Genomic DNA, 17,202 nt, shown 5'->3' with positions numbered 1-17,202 from the left:
AGAATCCCACGAATGTGTCGAATATGGACTAAATCGATGCTCGGCTGCTGAGAGGTGCCTGACGTGCGATCCATATGGAACGGTGCGATCTCCTTCGGCTTGGTCAGCATCCCGATCAAGCTCATGAACGCCACCGAGAACCACTCGGTCTCCTTCCGGCAGATCCACACGGAGGACGGGGGCCGGGTCCGCTACCGCAAGGTGTGCGAGCTGGAGGAGCGGGAGGTGACGTCCGCCGAGATCGGCAAGGGGTACGAGGACGCGGACGGCTCGATCATCCCGATCACGGACGGGGATCTGGCGGCCCTGCCGCTCCCGACGGCCAAGACGATCGAGATCGTCGCCTTCGTACCGGCGGACGGGGTCGATCCGATGCAGATGGACACGGCGTACTACTTGTCGGCCAACGGGGTGCCCGCGGCGAAGCCGTACACGCTGCTGCGGGAGGCGCTGAAGCGGAGCGAGAAGGTGGCGATCGCCAGGTACGCGCTGCGGGGGCGGGAGCGGCTGGGGATGCTGCGGGTGGTGGACGACGTCATCGCGATGCACGGACTGCTGTGGCCGGACGAGATCCGGGAACCGGAGGGCGTTGCTCCGGACGCCCGGGTCAAGGTGCGGGACGCGGAGCTGGACCTGGCGGACGCGCTGATGGACACGTTGGGGGAGGTCGACGTGTCCACTCTCCATGACGACTACCGGGCGGCGGTGGAGGAACTGATCACCGCAAAGGCGTCCGGCGCAGCTCCCACGGAGCTGGCCGCTGAGGGGGACTCGGGCGAGGGCAAGGTGATCGACCTCATGGCGGCGCTGGAGAAGAGCGTGCGCGCGGCGAAGAAGAAGGACCGGGGTGACGGGTCGGTGGCGGAGGTGACACCGCTGGCGGGCGGCGGCCAGCGGAAGCGGGCCGCGGCGAAGAAGACGGCGGCGACGCGGACGAGGACGACGCCGAAGGAGGTGGGGGGCAAGAAGTCCACTGCGAAGAAGACGGCGGCGAAGAAGACGACTGCGAAGAACACGGCGGCGAAGAAGCCCTCGGCCAAGAAGCGGGCTCCGGCATAGGGCGCGGGGCTGGGGCGGGGCTGGGGCGGGGCAATCGGGTGGGTGGATGGGGAGGGCTGTTCGGGCCGCGGGCTACGGGGCCCGCGGCCCGTAGCCCGCGTGGCCGTCCAGGCTCGCCGCAGCGCCCGTACGCGAGCAACCTGGAGGCATGACCCAGGACAAGGACAGCAACTACCGGCCCGTCGTCTTCCGGGACCGCTCGGCGGGCTACGCCTTCCTCACCCGCTCCACCGCGGAGAGCGACCAGACCATCGAGTGGGACGACGGAGAGACGTACCCGCTGGTGGAGGTGGAGATCTCCTCCGAGAGCCACCCCTTCTACACGGGCCGCGCCCGCGTCGTGGACTCCGAGGGTCAGGTGGCCAAGTTCGAGCGCCGCTACGGCGATCAGGCACCCCCGGACACGCAGGAGTGACCGACCAGCCGACAGCCCCCCCGGCCCACACCCCGCCCACGCCACGCCGCGTGAGCGGCAGGAGTGGCAGGAGGGGCACGGCGGCCCGACCATGGCCCTAGAACCTTGATCACGAACTGCGCACGACGAGCAACGAACGAAGAACGACGAGCGAGCTTGATCACGAGAAGGCGGCGGGCATGACCGACGGCACGACCGATCTCCAGGCGCTGGCGGCCGAGGCGTACATCTACGGCTACCCGATGGTGCGCAACCTCGACGAAGTCGACCACGTCTCCCGCAAGGGCATGGGCTCGGTGGCCCCCGCGCCGTTCAACGAGTTCAGCCACGGCAGCAAGCCCGCAAGCCCCGACGGCCCCGCGGCGCCCACGGCCGACGCCAACAACGACGTCATCTACTCGGTGGCACAGCTCGACCTATCGGGCGGAGCCCTGCTCCTGACCGTGCCGGACACCGGCGGTCGCTACTACGTCCTGCAGTTCGTGGACGCATGGACCAACAACTTCGCCTACGTGGGCCGCCGCGCCACCGGCACCGGCGCGGCCAGCTACCTGCTCACACCCCCCGGCTGGGACGAGGAGGTCCCGCCGGGCGCCACCCGGATCGCCGCGCCGACCGAGATGGCGACGATCGTCGGACGGTGGGCCTGCGCGGGCCCGGACGACGCGGCGGCGGTGCGGGCGCTCCAGGAGGACACGCACCTGGAGCCGTACTGGACGGCGACCGGAGAGCTCCGCGGGCTGCCGACCCACACGTACATCCCCGACGAGGAACCGGAGACCCTCTTCTACGAGAAGCTGCGGGCCCGCATGGCCGCCTTCCCGCCCGCGCCGGCCGACGGCACGTACCAGAAGAGGTTCGCGCCGCTGGGTCTGCTGGACGCCGAGAGCCCTTACGCCCGCCCCGAACCGGAGCTCGCCGAAGCGCTCCGTGCGGGGTTCGCCGCGGGCAAGGAGCAGGTCGAGCAGGAGGCCACCCGCGGGGACGGCGCGCAGCGGCAGAACGGCTGGCAGCGCACGTACCACGCCTTCGACTACAACGCCGATCACTTCGAGGTCGGTACGCTCAAGGATCCCCAATGGATCTGCGCCGACCGGGAGTTGGGCCGCATGCTGCGCGCCACCTCGGCGCACACCGCGCTCTGGGGCAGACACGGCTACGAAGCGGCGCACGCGATGGCGTGGGACGACGCCGACGGCCGGCCCCTGGAGGGCGAGCACTCCTACACCCTGCGCTTCGAGAAGCCGCCGCCCGTGGACGCGTTCTGGTCGGTGACGATGTACGGCCTGCCGGAGCGGAACCTGGTCGACAACCCCGTGGACCGTTACTCCATCGGGGACCGCACCCCGGGCCTGAGCTACGACGACGACGGCTCCCTCACCCTTCGCCTCCAGGCGCAGCGCCCCGCCGACGACAAGACGGCGGCGAACTGGCTGCCCACACCGGAGGGCCGCTTCCGCCCGGTCCTGCGGATGTACACGCCCCGCGCGGCGGTCTTCGACGGGACGTACGAGTTGCCGCCGATCCAACGGAGTTGAGGCCCCCGGCCCGGCGCCTGGTCAAGGGGGAGTGGTGGTCCACCGAGGGGCGGTACGGGCCCAGGCCGCCTCCCAGCGGGCGAGGTTGTGCCGCTCCAGCCTGCGGTGGGCGCAGGCGTATGCGGCGGCGCCCAGGATCGGGACGGCGAGGGCGGCCAGGACGACGTAACCCATGGTGTGGTCACGGACCTCGTCCTCGGTGAGGGGCGGCTCGGTGACCTTCCCGTCGTCGCTCACCCATACGCGGACGGAGTTCCCGGCGGACAGGGCGGGTTCGACGTCCGTCCGCGCGGTGTGGCTGTGCCCGTGGCGGTCGGTGAAGCGGACCGTGACCGGGTACCGGACCTTCTTCGCCTCGGCCGAACCGGGTTCGGGGTGGCGGGGCGCGTCGTGGACGAGGACGGCGGTGGTGCGGTGCCGGGTGTCGGCCTGGTGCCGGGCGGTCTGTTCGATGTGGCGGCGGGCCGTGTCACCGACCAGGACGACGGTGGCCGGGGTGGCGGTCACGACGGCCAGGAAGAGGCCGACGGCGATCCACCCCTGGACGAGGTCGTTGCGGCGGCGCAGGGGATTGCGCCGCCAGCGCCAGAGGAGGGGGTGGGGAGTCCGGGGGTTTTGGTGTTCTTCAGGGGGCGGCTGTGCCGGGGGGATGTGGCCGGCCACGGGAGGCTCCTTAGATATTTAGATATGGGGAGGTTGGTTGGTCGGGCTGCCGGGACTAACGGGGACGGGTGGTGTCGGCGTCGGTGTGGGCGGCAGTGCGGTTGTCGGTCGCGGAGGGGTGGGCGTGGGCGGCCCGGAGGAGTTTCGAGGCTCCGCGGACCGCGGCGGTGTGCGGGGCGGGCACGGGCTGGACGGGAGCGTGCAGCGCACCGGCGAGACCGCGGCTGATGCCGGGAAGCAGCGCGCCGCCCCCGGCCAGCAGCGCACCCCGCCGGAGGGCTTCCATGGTCCGGGAGGTGCGGTCCTGTTCGAGCATCGCGCTCACCATCGCGAGGACGGAGTCGGTGATCCGGGTGGGCGTGGACGGAGCCGGTCCGTCTCCGTCGCTGGTGCCCAGGGCGGTGTGCCGTGCGTCGATCACATCGCCGTCGCAGAGGAGGGCGACCTCGGTGAGGTGGGCGCCGATGTCCACGACGAGCAGGGGCCGGGACAGATCGGCGTCGACGGCCGAGGCCACGGCGCGCGCGGTGGGAATGGTCAGGACGGCGCGCGGGCGGAGGACCTCGACGGCGACGCGGGCTTCGGCCCGGTAGGCGACTCCGCCCAGCACGGGGGCGGTCAGGATGAGCAACGGGCGTCCGAAGCGGGGCAGCCGGTGGCCGAGCAGCCGGTCGAGCATCAGGGCGGTCCCGGGGGTGTCGACGATGGCGCCGCGCCGGATGGGATACACGGCACCACCGCCGTGAAAGGTCACCGTGGGGACGTCGAGGATCATCCGCCGTCCGGACGTCCAGGCGCGGGTCCGGGCACTGCCGAGGTCGAGGGCGATGCCGGAGCACTGGCGGCACCAGGGCCAGGAGCGGTGCCGCCCTGGCACGGGCGTCGAGGGCGTCGAGGGTGCCGAGGTCATCGGTCGGCTCCTCGGGCCTGCTGGCAGCGGGCGCAACGAGCGCAGTAGCGGGCCTGCGGCACGATCAGCAGGCGCTCGCGGTCGATGGGGTGCCGGCACAGGTGGCAGGCACCGTAGTCGCCGCGGTCCATGCGTCCGAGGGCCGCCTCGACGTCGGCGAGGACCATGCGGGCGGACGCGGCGAGTTTCACACGGACCTCGGTCCGGGACGGGCTCTGGCGGTCGAGGAGCGCGTCCGTACGGGTCAGCGCGGAGGCGGAGAGCTGCTGCAGTTGTTCGCGGCGGAACAGGGCCTGCTCGCGCAGGTTCTCGCTCAGGGAGGCGAGGTCCTCGGGCGACAGGCGGGATGGGCGGGACAGACGGGATGGGCGGGACAGGCGGGAGGGCTGCGTACTTCGGTCGTCGACGATCTGGCTGGTCTGTTGGTTCACCACTTCACCCCTCGGGCAGGTCCTGGCAGGGCTCGGCAGGGCGGGAGACGGAGAGCGAGCGACAGTCGGTCACAGGGCCGACCGGTCAGTCGGCCCTGTGCTGGCAGGGGACGCAGAACCGCGTGTAGGGCAGGATCTCCAGGCGCTCGACCGGGATGGACTTGGAGCAGCCGGGGCAGGTTCCGTAACTGCCGTCCCGGACGCGGGCGAGAGCGGCCTCGATCTCTCCGAGCACCCGCTCGATGGTGTCTTTCTGCGCCGACATCACCTGTTCCTCCGCTTCGTGCCCGGCCTCGTGCCCCGCCTCGTCGATGGCCCGCAACTGGGTCAGCCGGGAGGCACGTTCGTGTTCCAGGCGCCGGCGCGCGTCGTGCGGGGTCAGACGCTCGGTGCGGGCTTCGATCGCGGGAGTGTCGAGCGACATGGCGGGTCCTTCTTCCGGCGAGGAGGCCGCCGCCAGGGGTGGCGGGGCGTGGATGCCCCCACCGTCGCCGGTACGCGACGTAAAACCCATCGGGCGCGATACCCATCTGTTGCGGGGCCGGTGGCCCACCCGGGCGTGGGCAGGCCGAGGTCAGGAAATGGGCATTGGACCCCATCGACGGACGGAACGGAAACGGGCAGGCTGGGCGGCAGCCGATCAAGACCGAGCCCCCGAGCCCCCGAGCACGAGCGAGCACGAGTGATTACGAGCGAGCACGAGTGATTACGAGAGAAAGGCGCCACCCCGTTGTCCCTGTTCTGGCGGATCTTCGCGCTCAACGCGGTGGTGCTCGGGAGCGCCACCGCCCTGCTGCTGTGGGCGCCGGTGACCGTCTCCGTACCGGTGGTACTGACCGAGGCGGTCATCCTCGTGGGAGGCCTGGCCGTCATGCTGGTCGCCAACGCGGCCCTGCTGCGGATAGGCCTGGCCCCGCTGGAGCGGCTCACCCGGCTGATGACGACGGTCGACCTGTTGCGCCCCGGGCACAGGCTGCCGGAGCAGGGCGGCGGTGAGACAGCCGAGTTGATCCGCACCTTCAACGCCATGCTCGAACGGCTGGAGCAGGAACGGGCCGCCAGCAGCGCCCGCGTGCTGCTCGCGCAGGAATCCGAACGGCGCCGTATCGCCCAGGAGCTCCACGACGAGGTCGGCCAGACCATGACCGCGGTCCTGTTGTCCCTCAAACGGGCGTCGGACGGGGCGGACGAACCCCTGCGCGGCGAGCTGCAGCAGGCGCAGGAGATCACCCGGGGGAGCCTGGACGAAGTACGCCGCCTGGTGCGCAGGCTGCGGCCGGGCGTACTGGACGACCTCGGTCTGATCAGCGCCCTGACCTCGCTGACCACGGAGTTCGCCACGCACGCGGGACTGCGGGTGGTACGCCGCTTCGACTCCGATCTGCCGCCGCTTGATCAGCAGGCGGAACTGGTCCTGTACCGGGTGGCCCAGGAGGCCCTGACCAACGCGGCCCGGCATGCCGACGCGGGCCGGGTCGAGGTGAGCCTGTCCCGGTCCGACGGCGCGGTCGTGCTGTCCGTCGAGGACGACGGCCGGGGGACCGGGATCGCCCACGAGGGGGCGGGGATCCGCGGGATGCGCGAACGGGCCTTGTTCATCGGGGCGGCACTGGACGTCACGTCACGACCGGGGGCAGGAACGAGGGCCAGACTGAAGGTGCCAACGCGGGCACAGCCCACGCCCACTCCCTCGACCCCGCCCACGTCGCCGACCCCGCCCACCCCCGGGAAGCAGTAATGAGCACGACCGACACCACAACCGACACCACGTCACCGAGGATCCGAATCCTCCTGGCGGACGACCACGCGCTGGTGCGTCGAGGGGTGCGGCTGATCCTCGACGGTGAGCCGGACCTCGAGGTCGTCGCCGAGGCCGGGGACGGGGCGGAGGCCATCGCCCTGGCCCGCACGAACGAGGTCGACCTGGCGGTCCTGGACATCGCGATGCCCCGGATGACCGGCCTGCAGGCCGCCCGCGAACTGGCCGCGCTGAAGCCCGGCGTACGCGTGCTGATGCTGACGATGCACGACAACGAGCAGTACTTCTTCCAGGCGCTGAAGGCGGGCGCGAGCGGATACGTACTGAAGTCGGTGGCCGACCGGGACCTGGTCGCGGCGTGCCGGGCGGCAATGCGGGACGAGCCGTTCCTGTACCCGGGAGCGGTCACCGCGCTGATCCGCAACTACCTCGACCGAGTACGCCAGGGCGAGGAACCGCCGGACCAGGTGCTGACGGCGAGGGAGGAGGAGGTCCTCAAGCTGGTGGCGGAGGGCCACTCGTCCAAGGAGATCGCGGAAATGCTGTTCATCAGCATCAAGACGGTCCACAGGCACCGAGCGAACCTGCTGCACAAACTGGGCCTGCGCAACCGCCTGGAACTGACGCGCTACGCAATCAGAGCAGGCCTGATCGAACCCTGACCTCCCCCCTCTGCCGCAGGACACTCGTCACCCCTGCCCGCTGCCTTACGCGCTCGGTCACCCACCGACCTTGGCCGCCGGAGGCGTCCGGTCCATCTGGCTCGTCCACTCTGTCCCACTCGATCGGTACGCCGGCCCTGCCCGGTAGCCCGGCGGCCCCTACCTGACCCACCTGCCCTGTCTCCCTGCTCCGTTGGTCGGCCACTCTCGGCTGCCCTGCCCCAACGGCTGGCCCAGCCCGACCGAACCCGGCCTCGGCCTGCCCCTCCCGACCGCCTCAAGGCCCTGGCTGCCACTCCCCAGCCGGGCTTTGAGGCCCTGAACGGCTCCGAAGGGGCCGACGGCCAGCACCAACACGGACACCAGCACGAACACGGATATAGACAGGAAAAGGGGACGGAACGTGGCACGCTCCTCGCGCACCGTCCCGCGCACCGCCTTGAGTGCGATCGGCCCGATCCCGGCAGCGGTGTTGGCTGTCCTGCTTGCCGTACTCACGACGCTGCTGGGCCCCTCGGCACACAGCGACGCACACTCACCCGTACCGCGCGTCCCCGCTGCTTCCGCGCAGGCGTGCAGCGGAGTCTTCGCGACCCTGACGGCCGCAACGGCACAGGAATGCGGCAAGCTCCCTACAGGGCCAACTACCCCTCCTGTAAAGGAACTTGGCGGGCGGGCTCCGGCAGCGACTGCCGCATCCGCCCACCCACGCACCGAGCCCCACACGACGCCTACCCCCGACGCAGGGTCAACCGCCGACGCCGCGCCCATGCACAGCGCGCCGCACGCAGACGACGGGGACTCCGCGGTCTCAAGCGCCGCGACCCGAGGCCCTCGCGACACCACCGGCGAGCGCCCGTCGCCGCTACCTTCTGCCGCGCCGGCCCGATCCAGCACGGCCGCCGGTCGACCCTCCCGGCCCGCATGGACGCCACCGTCAGCGATACGCCCACCCGCCTCCCCAGAGGCAGCGGGCTCTCCCGGTGTACGCGCGCCACCCACCCCTCCCGGCATCTGAAATCTCCCTTTCCATCCGCTGACCGCGGCCACTGTCCTGGCCGAGGCATGCCTGCCGGAGGCCCGCCGTGCACCGACCCTCGCGCCCTGACGCGAACCCCCCGAATCCCGACGGAAACCCTTCCCCGAACGCGGACGCGAACCATTGCTCGAACCCGGAGATGAACCCCACCCCGAGCCCAGAGGCGAATCCTTCCCCGAGCCCGGAGGTGAATCCTTCTCCGAGCCCGGAGGTGAATCCTTCTCCGAGCCCGGAGGTGAATCCTTCTCCGAGCCCGGAGGTGAATCCTTCTCCGAGCCCGGAGGTGAATCCTTCTCCGAGCCCGGAGGTGAATCCTTCTCCGAGCCCGGAGGTGAATCCTTCTCCGAGCCCAGAGGCGAAACCTTCCCCGAACCCGGAGGTGAACCCCACCCCGAGCCCAGAGGCGAATCCTTCTCCGAGCCCGGAGGTGAATCCTTCCCCGAGCCCAGAGGCGAATTGCTCCTCGAACCGGGAGGTGCACCGTTCCCCGAGTCCGGAGGCGAACCGATTCCCGCGCCCTGAGACGAGCCGTTCCCCGAGCCCGGCCGCGGACCGCTCTCCGAACCCGGAAGCGGACGAGAACCGCCGCTCCTCAAGTCCCGACGCGAGTCGCTCTGCGAACGCGAACGCGAACCGCTCCCTGAACCCCGACGCGAAACGCCCGCATCGCCCAGCCACCCACCCACTCCGGCGCCCAACCACCAACCGCCCGCCACCCCGAGCCGTCACCCGCCCCCCACGCCGAGCCGCGACCCGCCCCTCGTACATCAGAGCCCTACTGGCCCTGGCCGCAGTAGTCCTGTCCCTCTACGTCGCCCTGACCGTGCCCGTCCAACTGGGACTCGACCTACGCGGCGGCACGCAACTAGTGCTGGAAACCCGCCCCGCCACCTCAGACGCAAGCGGCACAAGCGGCACAGGCGAGGCCGGCGAGGCCGGCGAGGCGGGCAAGGCGGGCGAGACAGGAAAAGAGGCCACCGACCGCACCATGGAGGTGCTGCGCGGCCGTATCGACGCGCTAGGTGTCGCCGAACCCACCATCGCCCGCTCCGGCGACAACCGGATCGTTGTCGAGCTGCCCGGCGCACAGGACCCCAGCAAGGCGGCGGACATGCTCGGCCGCACCGCCGAACTCACGTTCCACCAGGTGCTGGGCCCAGCGAAGAGCCCCGCAGACGAGCCCCCCACCCCCACTCCAACCCCCACCCCCACCCCCCTAGAACTCCCCGACGAGTCCGGCCAACTCCTGCACCTCAAGCCGGCCTCGCTGACGGGCAAAGACGTCGAGGGGGCAACCAACCGCTTCGACCAGCAGGCCGGCGCCGGCTGGCATGTCACCGTCGATTTCAGGGACCCGGGCGGCGACGACGGCGACAACGGTGACGGCTGGGCCCGCCTGACCGGCGAGGCCGCCTGCCATCAAGCAGGAGACCCGGCCCGCCGGGTGGCCATCGTCCTGGACGGCAAGATCATCTCCTCGCCGCAGGTAGACCCCTCGGTCCCGTGCCGCACCGGAATCAGCGGCGGCTCGACACAGATCACCGGCAACTTCAGCGACACCGAGGCCCGCGAACTGGCCCTGCTCATCAGCGGCGGCGCCCTCCCCGTACCAGTGGAGATCATCGAGCAGCGCACGGTCGGAGCCAGCCTGGGCGAGCAGGCCATCACGGCCAGCATCTGGGCCGCAGCCATCGGCGCCGCGCTGACCTCACTCTTCATCATCGCCGTCTACCGCCTCATGGGCGTCCTGGCCACCGTGGCCCTGGCCGCCTACGGCCTCATCTCCTACGCCGCCCTGGCCGCCATCGGCGCCACCCTCACACTGCCCGGCCTCGCCGGCTTCGTGCTGGCCATCGGCATGGCGGTAGACGCGAACGTCCTCGTCTTCGAACGCGCCCGCGAGGAGTACGCGGCCCGGCACCGCCCGACGCCACGGTCGTCCCTCGCCGCAGGATTCCGCAGCGCCTTCAGCGCGATCGCGGACTCCAACATCACCACGCTCATCGCCGCGGGCCTGCTGTTCCTCTTCGCATCAGGCCCCGTACGAGGCTTCGGCGTCACCCTGGGCATCGGCGTCCTGGCCTCGATGTTCAGCGCCCTGGTCATCACCCGCGCCCTCGCCGACTACGCAGCGGCCCGCCCAGCCATACGCCGCCGCCCCGCCCTGACAGGCATCGCAGGCATCGGCACCGTCCGAGCCCGGCTCACGCGCGCGAACCCCAACTTGATGCGCCACCCCCGGAGATGGCTGGCTGCCTCCGCGGCCGCGCTGGTCCTGGCCACTTCCGGTATCGCCCTACGAGGCCTCGACTTCGGCATCGAATTCACGGGCGGCCGCCTCATCGAGTACGTCACCGAGACCCCCATCGCCCCCGAAAGAGCCCGAACGGCCCTGGCGGAAGCCGGTTTCCCCGAGGCAGTGGTGCAGAAAACCGGCAGCAGCAGAGGCAGCGGCGACGACAACAACCTCCACCACCTAACGGTCCGCACCCAACCCCTGACGAACCCTCAGGCGGGCAAACTCACCACAACAATCACCAACCTGACAGACGAACGCCCGAAAAAGCTCCGCGACGAAGCGATCGGCCCCAGCCTCGGCAAGGAACTACGCCAAGGCGCCCTCACAGCCCTCGCAATAGCGCTGGCAGCCCAACTCGCTTATCTGGCAGCCCGATTCCGCTTCCTGCTCGGGACAGCCGCGGTCGCCGCCCTGGCCCACGACGTCGTCATCCTCATCGGCATCTTCGCCTGGCTGGGCAAACCGATAGACGGCGTCTTCCTGGCAGCGCTCCTGACGGTGATCGGCTATTCGGTGAACGACTCGGTGGTCGTATTCGACAGAATCAGAGAACTAACAAAGCCCACCCCGACCCCCACCCCCACAAAGGGCACCCCCACCCCCCGGCGCGCCTTCTCCCAATCCACCAACCAGGCACTCCTACAAACCCTGCCCCGCACCATCAACACAGGAATGGGCGCGGCATTCATCCTCACGGCCTTGGCAACCCTGGGAGGCGCCTCCTTGACCGACTTCGCCCTGGCTCTCCTGATCGGCCTGGCGGTCGGCACGTACTCCTCCATGTTCACGGCCGCACCCCTGGCCATAGAGTTGAACAACCGCACCAAGAGGGGCCGTTCGGGACGCACGGCTGGACTCAGCCATGCAGGGTGGGCCGGTAGATGAGCTCCTGGGTGCGGCCGTCGAGCGTCCTCTGCTCGATCAGCTCGAGGTCGAAGTCGGCCGCACCCCGGAAGATCGGGTCCAGCCCGGTCCGACCGGTGATCACAGGGAAGACCGTCACCTGTACGCGGTCGACCAGACCGGCGGCCATCAGCGCCCGGTTCATCGACAGGCTGCCGTGCGAGCGCAGCGGCACGTCGGACTCCTTCTTGAGCCGAGCGACGACGTCGACGGCATCCCCACTCGCGACGCTCGCATCAGGCCAGTCGAGGGGACCCTCCAGCGTCGTCGACACAACGATTGCCGGGAGGCTCGTCATCCGCGTGACCCACGGGTCACGCACATCGGACTCCTCGGTGCTCGACGCCAGCATCTGCGCGAACGCCCGATACGTATTGGCCCCAAAAACCATCCGCTGCTCCTCGCGGTACAGGTCGAGACGGTGGTCGAGGAGCTCCGGCCCTTGCTTGCCCCAGTAGCCGGTCCAATTTCCGCTGGCGCCCCCAAAGCCGTCAAGGCTGGAAAAGACGTCGAAGGTGTAGGTGGCGGTCATGACGCTCTCCTCGCGATTGATGGCATGTCGTAAATACAGACCGACAACCCCACCGAGACTCATCGCCCACACGCCCCTGGATTCGGATCCCCCGAACGCCTTGATCAACTACAAGCCTTTCCCAGGATCCACCCCCACTGAAGCCCATGACCAGCACAGCAGAAGCAGCACGCGAACCGACACGAGAAAAACCTGCAACTCACTCAGTCAGTCACCCACGGGCGGGCGCGCTGACGCTGTCCATGACAGCCGCACGGTGCCGTTCAGGAGCTTCGTCGCCACGTCCACCTCGACACCGTTCCAGGTGGCGCAGGTGGCGCAGGTGACGTCAAGGTCCAAGTCACTGCTGTAAGCACGACCCACACATACGCGAAGACCCCGGCCTCAGCGTTTCCGCTGGTGACGGGGTCTTTGGGCACCTCATAAGGGGTGCCCCCGGCAGGATTCGAACCTGCGCACACGGCTCCGGAGGGCCCTTGCGACACACGCGTTTAAGCAGGTCAGGAGTCTAGGAGTAGTCTGCCCAGCCGCGTCCGTCCACAAATAGTCCGCGTGCCACGTCAGGCAGTTACGGCTTCGGAAAGCTCTGATCCAGCCACTGACGGACAGCAGCGACGGTAGTACGACCGTCCTGCCGCAGGGCGTCGACGATGTCCCGGCCGGCCACGAGAACGATCGGGTGGCCGTCCTCGTGGACCTCTTCTTGGACCTGCTTGTGGAAGTAAGACGTTGTCACCAGGACGCCGAAGTTCCGGTGCCTGATCCTGGAGATCAGACGCGAGACTTCCCGGACCCCAACTGAGCTAGCAGTCCCGTAGCACTTGGCTTCGAGGGCAAAGTCGATCGCAATTCGGCTAGAGGACGGCCCAAGCCCGTACGTTCCAATGGCATCTCGTCCTCCATCCCGGCTGGGGCGCGTGACGTCGACCGGTCCTGTGTTTGGAGCGATCAGTCGCCAGATGGCCACAGCGCAACTTTCGAAGTCGTGCTCGCGGCCGCGGAAGTACTCCCTGATTTCTTCCAGCATGGCTGTTCCGGCGGAGTCGTTCGGGAGCTGATCAGCTTTGGAACGGATGACAGTCGTTGCCGGAGCCAGCATTGGGCGGTACACCCGGCCCTCGACCCAGGTGCGCCATACGTCCGGGCACCCATCGCCGATGGGATCCCCTCCGGCGAGAAGGTGCTGAATCCAGCTGCGGGGGATCAGGCTGTGATCGAGGACGGTGAAGTGGGACCGGTAGTTCTGGAAGCGCAGACCAGCAGTGGCTCGCCAGATGGCGGTCAGTTCATCGTCTGACGTGAGGGTGGGGCTGCCCGGGGCCAACAACCCGCGGAAGAGAACCGAACGCCCCGGTCCAGCCTTCTCGAACAGGAAGAACGGAGGAACCATGGCGCGGTCGGCTGCGGTTCCGTGGGAGGCGGTGAATACGTCTCGGAGGAGAACGTTTCCTGCTCGGGGCGTGCCGTGGAGGCTCTGGCCGGCCTTCTTGTTGTCGCCGTAGTACGTGAAGGTGCCGGTCTCTACGTCCAGATGGTCTGGCCAGTCCACCTCGCCCCCGCTTGTGTAGAGCACGGCCAGCTTTACGTTGCTTTTGGTCGGCCAGCCGACATAGCGAAATCCACCCTGGTTGCCAACCCCCTTTATGAGTTTGGAGATCGGCTCATCGCCCGTGTTGCCACTCGTGCCGCCCGCGTAGAGGGCATCGACGATCAGGTCTGCGGTTTCCAGGTCAGAGAACGCCACGTGCGGCTTCGAGGTGACAGGAAGAGTCATGCTCCATGATCTACCAGCACCCACTGACAACTTGGCCCGATCGGACGGGCGTTGAGCTCGACCACGCAGCGCTCGACACCTTCGAGGACGGCCTTCCGTTAGAGCGACAGCTAGTCGTCTGGTCGTGCGGGCGGCATCTATCCAGGCAGAATCTCGCCGCCGGAATCTTCTGGCGAAGACGAATTTTCCGGCGGCACAGGTTCAGGAAACACGCAGGTCATAGCGCCAAACGGGATACTTTAGGGGTGTGCGGCATGGATAAACGCCTTGTCGTGCTGACATGCCGCCCTGTACCTTCCTCGTTGTTGGCCGCAGGGGCTGACGGCGAGGAGGGGGTCCTTGATGACGGACGAGAACGAACCGACCGAACGCCCGCTGCCCGAGTGGGACAGTGCAGAGATCGACACCCTGTTCACGAGCCGGGAGACGGCCGAGGCTGCTCGCTTCCTGCTGAAGCGGCGCAGCGACCCGCCGACCATGGATGAGTGGATTGAGCGGTCCCGCGAGGTCTTCGGCAAGGGCAACGTGCACACCCAGCGTCGGCTCCGTGAAGTGCGTGACCACTTCAAGGTCGAGTCCTACCGTCGCGAAGGCGATGGCAAGTGGGCTTACAAGCTTGATGGTTGGAGCGAGACGCCTGCCGGCGACAACGCGAAGATTTCCCCCAAGCTCCAGGCCGAAGTCTTCACCATCAAGGGCCGCTTCTGTGCGATGTGTGGTCTGGGGCCGAAGGACACCAAGCTCCAGATCGACCACATCGTGCCCCGCTCTTGGGGCGGCAAGACGGAGCTGGACAACCTGGAACCGCTCTGTCAGTCGCACAACAACGGCAAGAAGGCATTCTTCAAGAGCCTGGACCCCTACGGCGATGCTCTGGCGCGGGCGATCCACCGGCCCAACCCCTGGGAGCGGATCGGAGAGCTGCTCAAGGCTTTCGCCGAAAAGGGGGAGTTCACGCCTGCCGAACTGATCCAGATCGTGGCGCGGGACACGCACAAGGGAGACCCCAAGAAGCGATTGCGTGAACTGCGGTTCGTCCTTGGATGGGACATCGTCCCTCATCGGACCAAGGAGAACGGCGTCACGACGGTGACCTACGAGCTCCGCGGCTGTAAGCCCTGGCCGTCAGAGGGCGCACCTGAGGCGGTCAAGAAGTACGAGCGCGATCGCAAGCGTCGCAAGGACGAAGACTCAGACTGAGTCAAGCTCGGTTCGTCGGGGTTGCAGGGGCATCACACGCATGCGTTGCCCCTGCAGTCAGGGCCGCTACTTCCCGAAACACCTCCTGTCGCAGGACTCTCGTGGGTAGACTGATGTAGTGGTATGGACAGTGCCTTACGCCTTTGACCAGTTCTACGCTGCCATCAATCTCCCGGGCGATCATCGAGCTCTGGCAAACACCAGGAAAGACTGGATCATCCGTCGAATCGGTACCTCTTTGGATGTTCTGAACAGTTTCCCAATGGGTTCAATTCCAAGGTTCACGGCCTTGGAAGCGCATGCTGATCTCGATGTAATTCTCGTTCTGCACTTTGGGAAGCACATCAAAGATGAAAAACCTTCCGCTGTCCTGTCGACTGTGAAGGCGGCCTTGGGCTCAGGAGCTGGCAGTGTGCGGCGTAACGGCCAAGCCGTGACCATGAGGTTCGAGTCCTGGCCAGACGTGGACGTCGTTCCTGCATCTCGGGTTACCAACGACGACGGATCCATTTCTCACTACAACATCCCGGATATGAACCGGGAAGAATGGATCGAGACAAAGCCAAATCTTCACACTCGCCATATGATAGATGCGGCGTCAGAACGTGGTGCAAATTTCAGGCGAGTCGTGAAGATGATGAAAGACTGGAATAGGCGTCAAGATGTAAGCATTCAGAGCTATCACCTTGAAGTGATTGCGCTAAAAATGGATGCCGTCGACTGGGATGACACTGGGTGGGCTATCTATCAGTGGTTCGTCACGGCAGAATCTTCCCTGGACTGGCTGTGGCATGAGGGTAAGGACGTTTCTGAGTATCTAAGCGCTCCACGGGCGTTGAGGGTAAAGAATCAGATTGCTGATACCAAGAACAAGGCTTTCACGGCCTGGTATAAAGCATCCATCGAAGATAATCGTGAGGCCATCAGAATTTGGCGCTCCATCTTTGGTAACAGGTTCCCTACCTACGGATGAGCGGATACTTTACATGTCCTATGCGCCAACAAATCCCCCTATCTCCGAGGCTCAGAACTCGGAGAGATCCGTACGTCTGCTGGCCGCGCAACGCAGGCTTTATGCGGATGCCAAGGCGATCCATAATGCCAGAGTAATCACTGTTGTGGGGGCAGGGATGTTGGGTGTGGTGTTGGCCCTTTGCTACCCGTCTGCTCGCGCTCCAATTGGTTTTGGCTCAGCAGTTGTTCTCCTTCTGATCAGCATCGTGGGAAGCGCGAGAGAGAAGAGGAAGAGTAAGGAAGCTGCCAGCGTACAAGAGGAGTTCGATACCACAATCTTCCAACTGCCCTGGAATAGTGTCCTATCTGACCGCCCTACGAGTGGGCTTGTCGTAGAAGCTGCACACCGACACAAGGGGGGAGACCTTGAAGACTGGTACGGCAACACCGGGTCGCTGGCTCGTCCGCTCGATGTGCTTGTGTGCCAGCGCAGCAACCTAGCTTGGGGTGTTTCCACTCATCGCCGCTGGGCTGCAGTCGTCATGGCGGCGATTATTACTTGGATCGCTGGCATTGTTCTTGTTTGTTATTTTCTTGACTTGTCTTTCGCTAGCTCTATCTTCGCTGTCGTTACGCCACTTCTGCCTACTTTTCGCGAGTACATCGAAATGTGGAAGTCCAATATGGAGAGCGTTCGAGCTAAAGAGAAGGCCGAATCGAAGATCTCTGATATCTGGCAATCTGCATTGAATGCTCGTCGGTCACCCTCTGCTGCAAAGTGTCGAGAAGTTCAAGATCGTCTATGCGCTATCCGGCAAGTCAACGCAGCGATCCCCGACTGGTTCTATAGAATTTTCCGGTCCGAATCTGAGAAGGTAATGCATGTCAGTGTCACTGACTACGTAGAGCAGGCCCGGTCCAAGGGGCTAGCCTGATATATTGACAGATTTTTCTGGCTATCGATCGGGTGATTGACTTTACATTCAAGATTCACCACACGGTCGGTGGAGCTCAATGGTCGCGCCAATTCAGCGGCTCTCCCCTCGGGTGGCTCCTGCTGTGGT

The 17,202-nt window shown here is 67.0% G+C and carries 15 protein-coding genes; 9 read left to right on the top strand and 6 right to left on the bottom strand.

Annotation, left to right across the window (positions count from 1 at the left end):
- Positions 1-63 precede the first annotated feature (63 nt).
- The 3 genes from OG302_RS14710 to OG302_RS14700 all read left to right on the top strand — a co-directional run bounded on the left by OG302_RS14710 (position 64) and on the right by OG302_RS14700 (position 3,012).
- On the top strand, positions 64-1,059 hold the full coding sequence (locus OG302_RS14710; protein ID WP_371527213.1) for a Ku protein: 996 nt from the start codon (positions 64-66) through the stop codon (positions 1,057-1,059).
- A gap of 148 nt (positions 1,060-1,207) precedes the next feature.
- Positions 1,208-1,474, top strand: coding sequence for a type B 50S ribosomal protein L31 (locus OG302_RS14705; protein WP_371527212.1), 267 nt, complete (start codon positions 1,208-1,210; stop codon positions 1,472-1,474).
- 179 nt (positions 1,475-1,653) lie between these two features.
- Positions 1,654-3,012 (top strand): DUF1254 domain-containing protein, encoded by a 1,359-nt coding sequence (locus OG302_RS14700; RefSeq protein ID WP_371527211.1) that lies wholly within the window; start codon positions 1,654-1,656, stop codon positions 3,010-3,012.
- Positions 3,013-3,033: 21 nt separating this feature from the next.
- Here OG302_RS14700 and OG302_RS14695 read toward each other — a convergent pair whose 3' ends face one another.
- The 4 genes from OG302_RS14695 to OG302_RS14680 form a co-directional block, all read right to left on the bottom strand.
- Positions 3,034-3,675 carry a hypothetical protein gene (locus OG302_RS14695; protein ID WP_371527210.1) on the bottom strand — a complete coding sequence of 214 codons (642 nt, stop codon included), beginning with the start codon at positions 3,673-3,675 and terminating at the stop codon, positions 3,034-3,036.
- A gap of 55 nt (positions 3,676-3,730) precedes the next feature.
- Complete coding sequence (locus OG302_RS14690; protein ID WP_371527209.1) at positions 3,731-4,585, bottom strand: hypothetical protein; 855 nt, start codon at positions 4,583-4,585, stop codon at positions 3,731-3,733.
- Positions 4,582-4,962: a TraR/DksA family transcriptional regulator gene (locus OG302_RS14685; RefSeq protein WP_371750124.1), complete on the bottom strand. Its 381-nt coding sequence runs from the start codon at positions 4,960-4,962 to the stop codon at positions 4,582-4,584. Before OG302_RS14685 ends, OG302_RS14690 begins: the two co-directional genes overlap by 4 nt.
- Positions 4,963-5,101: 139 nt before the next feature.
- The gene (locus OG302_RS14680) at positions 5,102-5,440 is read right to left on the bottom strand and encodes a TraR/DksA family transcriptional regulator (RefSeq protein WP_371527208.1); all 339 of its coding nucleotides are present in this window, start codon (positions 5,438-5,440) and stop codon (positions 5,102-5,104) included.
- Between the two features lie 306 nt (positions 5,441-5,746).
- Here OG302_RS14680 and OG302_RS14675 point away from each other — a divergent pair, with 306 nt between their 5' ends.
- From OG302_RS14675 to secD, 3 genes are all read left to right on the top strand, one after another.
- Entirely contained in the window at positions 5,747-6,754 is a 1,008-nt protein-coding gene (locus OG302_RS14675) for a HAMP domain-containing sensor histidine kinase (RefSeq protein WP_371527207.1), read from the top strand.
- Positions 6,754-7,437, top strand: coding sequence for a response regulator (locus OG302_RS14670; RefSeq protein ID WP_371527206.1), 684 nt, complete (start codon positions 6,754-6,756; stop codon positions 7,435-7,437). The genes OG302_RS14675 and OG302_RS14670 overlap by 1 nt, the downstream gene beginning before the upstream one ends.
- Before the next feature lie 1,805 nt (positions 7,438-9,242).
- A complete protein-coding gene (secD, locus tag OG302_RS14665) occupies positions 9,243-11,660 on the top strand; it encodes a protein translocase subunit SecD (RefSeq protein WP_371750123.1) in 2,418 nt (805 codons plus the stop codon).
- Here secD and OG302_RS14660 read toward each other — a convergent pair.
- Positions 11,632-12,210 (bottom strand): dihydrofolate reductase family protein, encoded by a 579-nt coding sequence (locus tag OG302_RS14660; RefSeq protein WP_371527205.1) that lies wholly within the window; start codon positions 12,208-12,210, stop codon positions 11,632-11,634. The two genes, secD and OG302_RS14660, sit on opposite strands and share 29 nt — an antisense overlap.
- Positions 12,211-12,778: 568 nt before the next feature.
- Complete coding sequence (locus tag OG302_RS14655) at positions 12,779-13,984, bottom strand: restriction endonuclease (protein ID WP_371527204.1); 1,206 nt, start codon at positions 13,982-13,984, stop codon at positions 12,779-12,781.
- Between the two features lie 342 nt (positions 13,985-14,326).
- On the opposite strand from OG302_RS14655, the gene OG302_RS14650 reads away from it, so the two are divergent.
- The 3 genes from OG302_RS14650 (at position 14,327) to OG302_RS14640 (ending at position 17,073) form a co-directional block, all read left to right on the top strand.
- On the top strand, positions 14,327-15,184 hold the full coding sequence (locus OG302_RS14650) for an HNH endonuclease (RefSeq protein ID WP_371527203.1): 858 nt from the start codon (positions 14,327-14,329) through the stop codon (positions 15,182-15,184).
- A gap of 118 nt (positions 15,185-15,302) precedes the next feature.
- The gene (locus tag OG302_RS14645) at positions 15,303-16,157 is read left to right on the top strand and encodes a hypothetical protein (RefSeq protein ID WP_371527202.1); all 855 of its coding nucleotides are present in this window, start codon (positions 15,303-15,305) and stop codon (positions 16,155-16,157) included.
- A 13-nt stretch (positions 16,158-16,170) separates the two neighbouring features.
- The gene (locus OG302_RS14640; RefSeq protein ID WP_371527201.1) at positions 16,171-17,073 is read left to right on the top strand and encodes an S-4TM family putative pore-forming effector; all 903 of its coding nucleotides are present in this window, start codon (positions 16,171-16,173) and stop codon (positions 17,071-17,073) included.
- The last annotated feature ends 129 nt before the right edge of the window (positions 17,074-17,202 follow it).

The sequence above is a fragment of the Streptomyces sp. NBC_01283 genome (assembly GCF_041435335.1).
Classification (GTDB): domain Bacteria; phylum Actinomycetota; class Actinomycetes; order Streptomycetales; family Streptomycetaceae; genus Streptomyces.
Note: the sequence above shows the minus strand (reverse complement) of the source record. Positions and strands in the feature narration are given on the sequence as shown.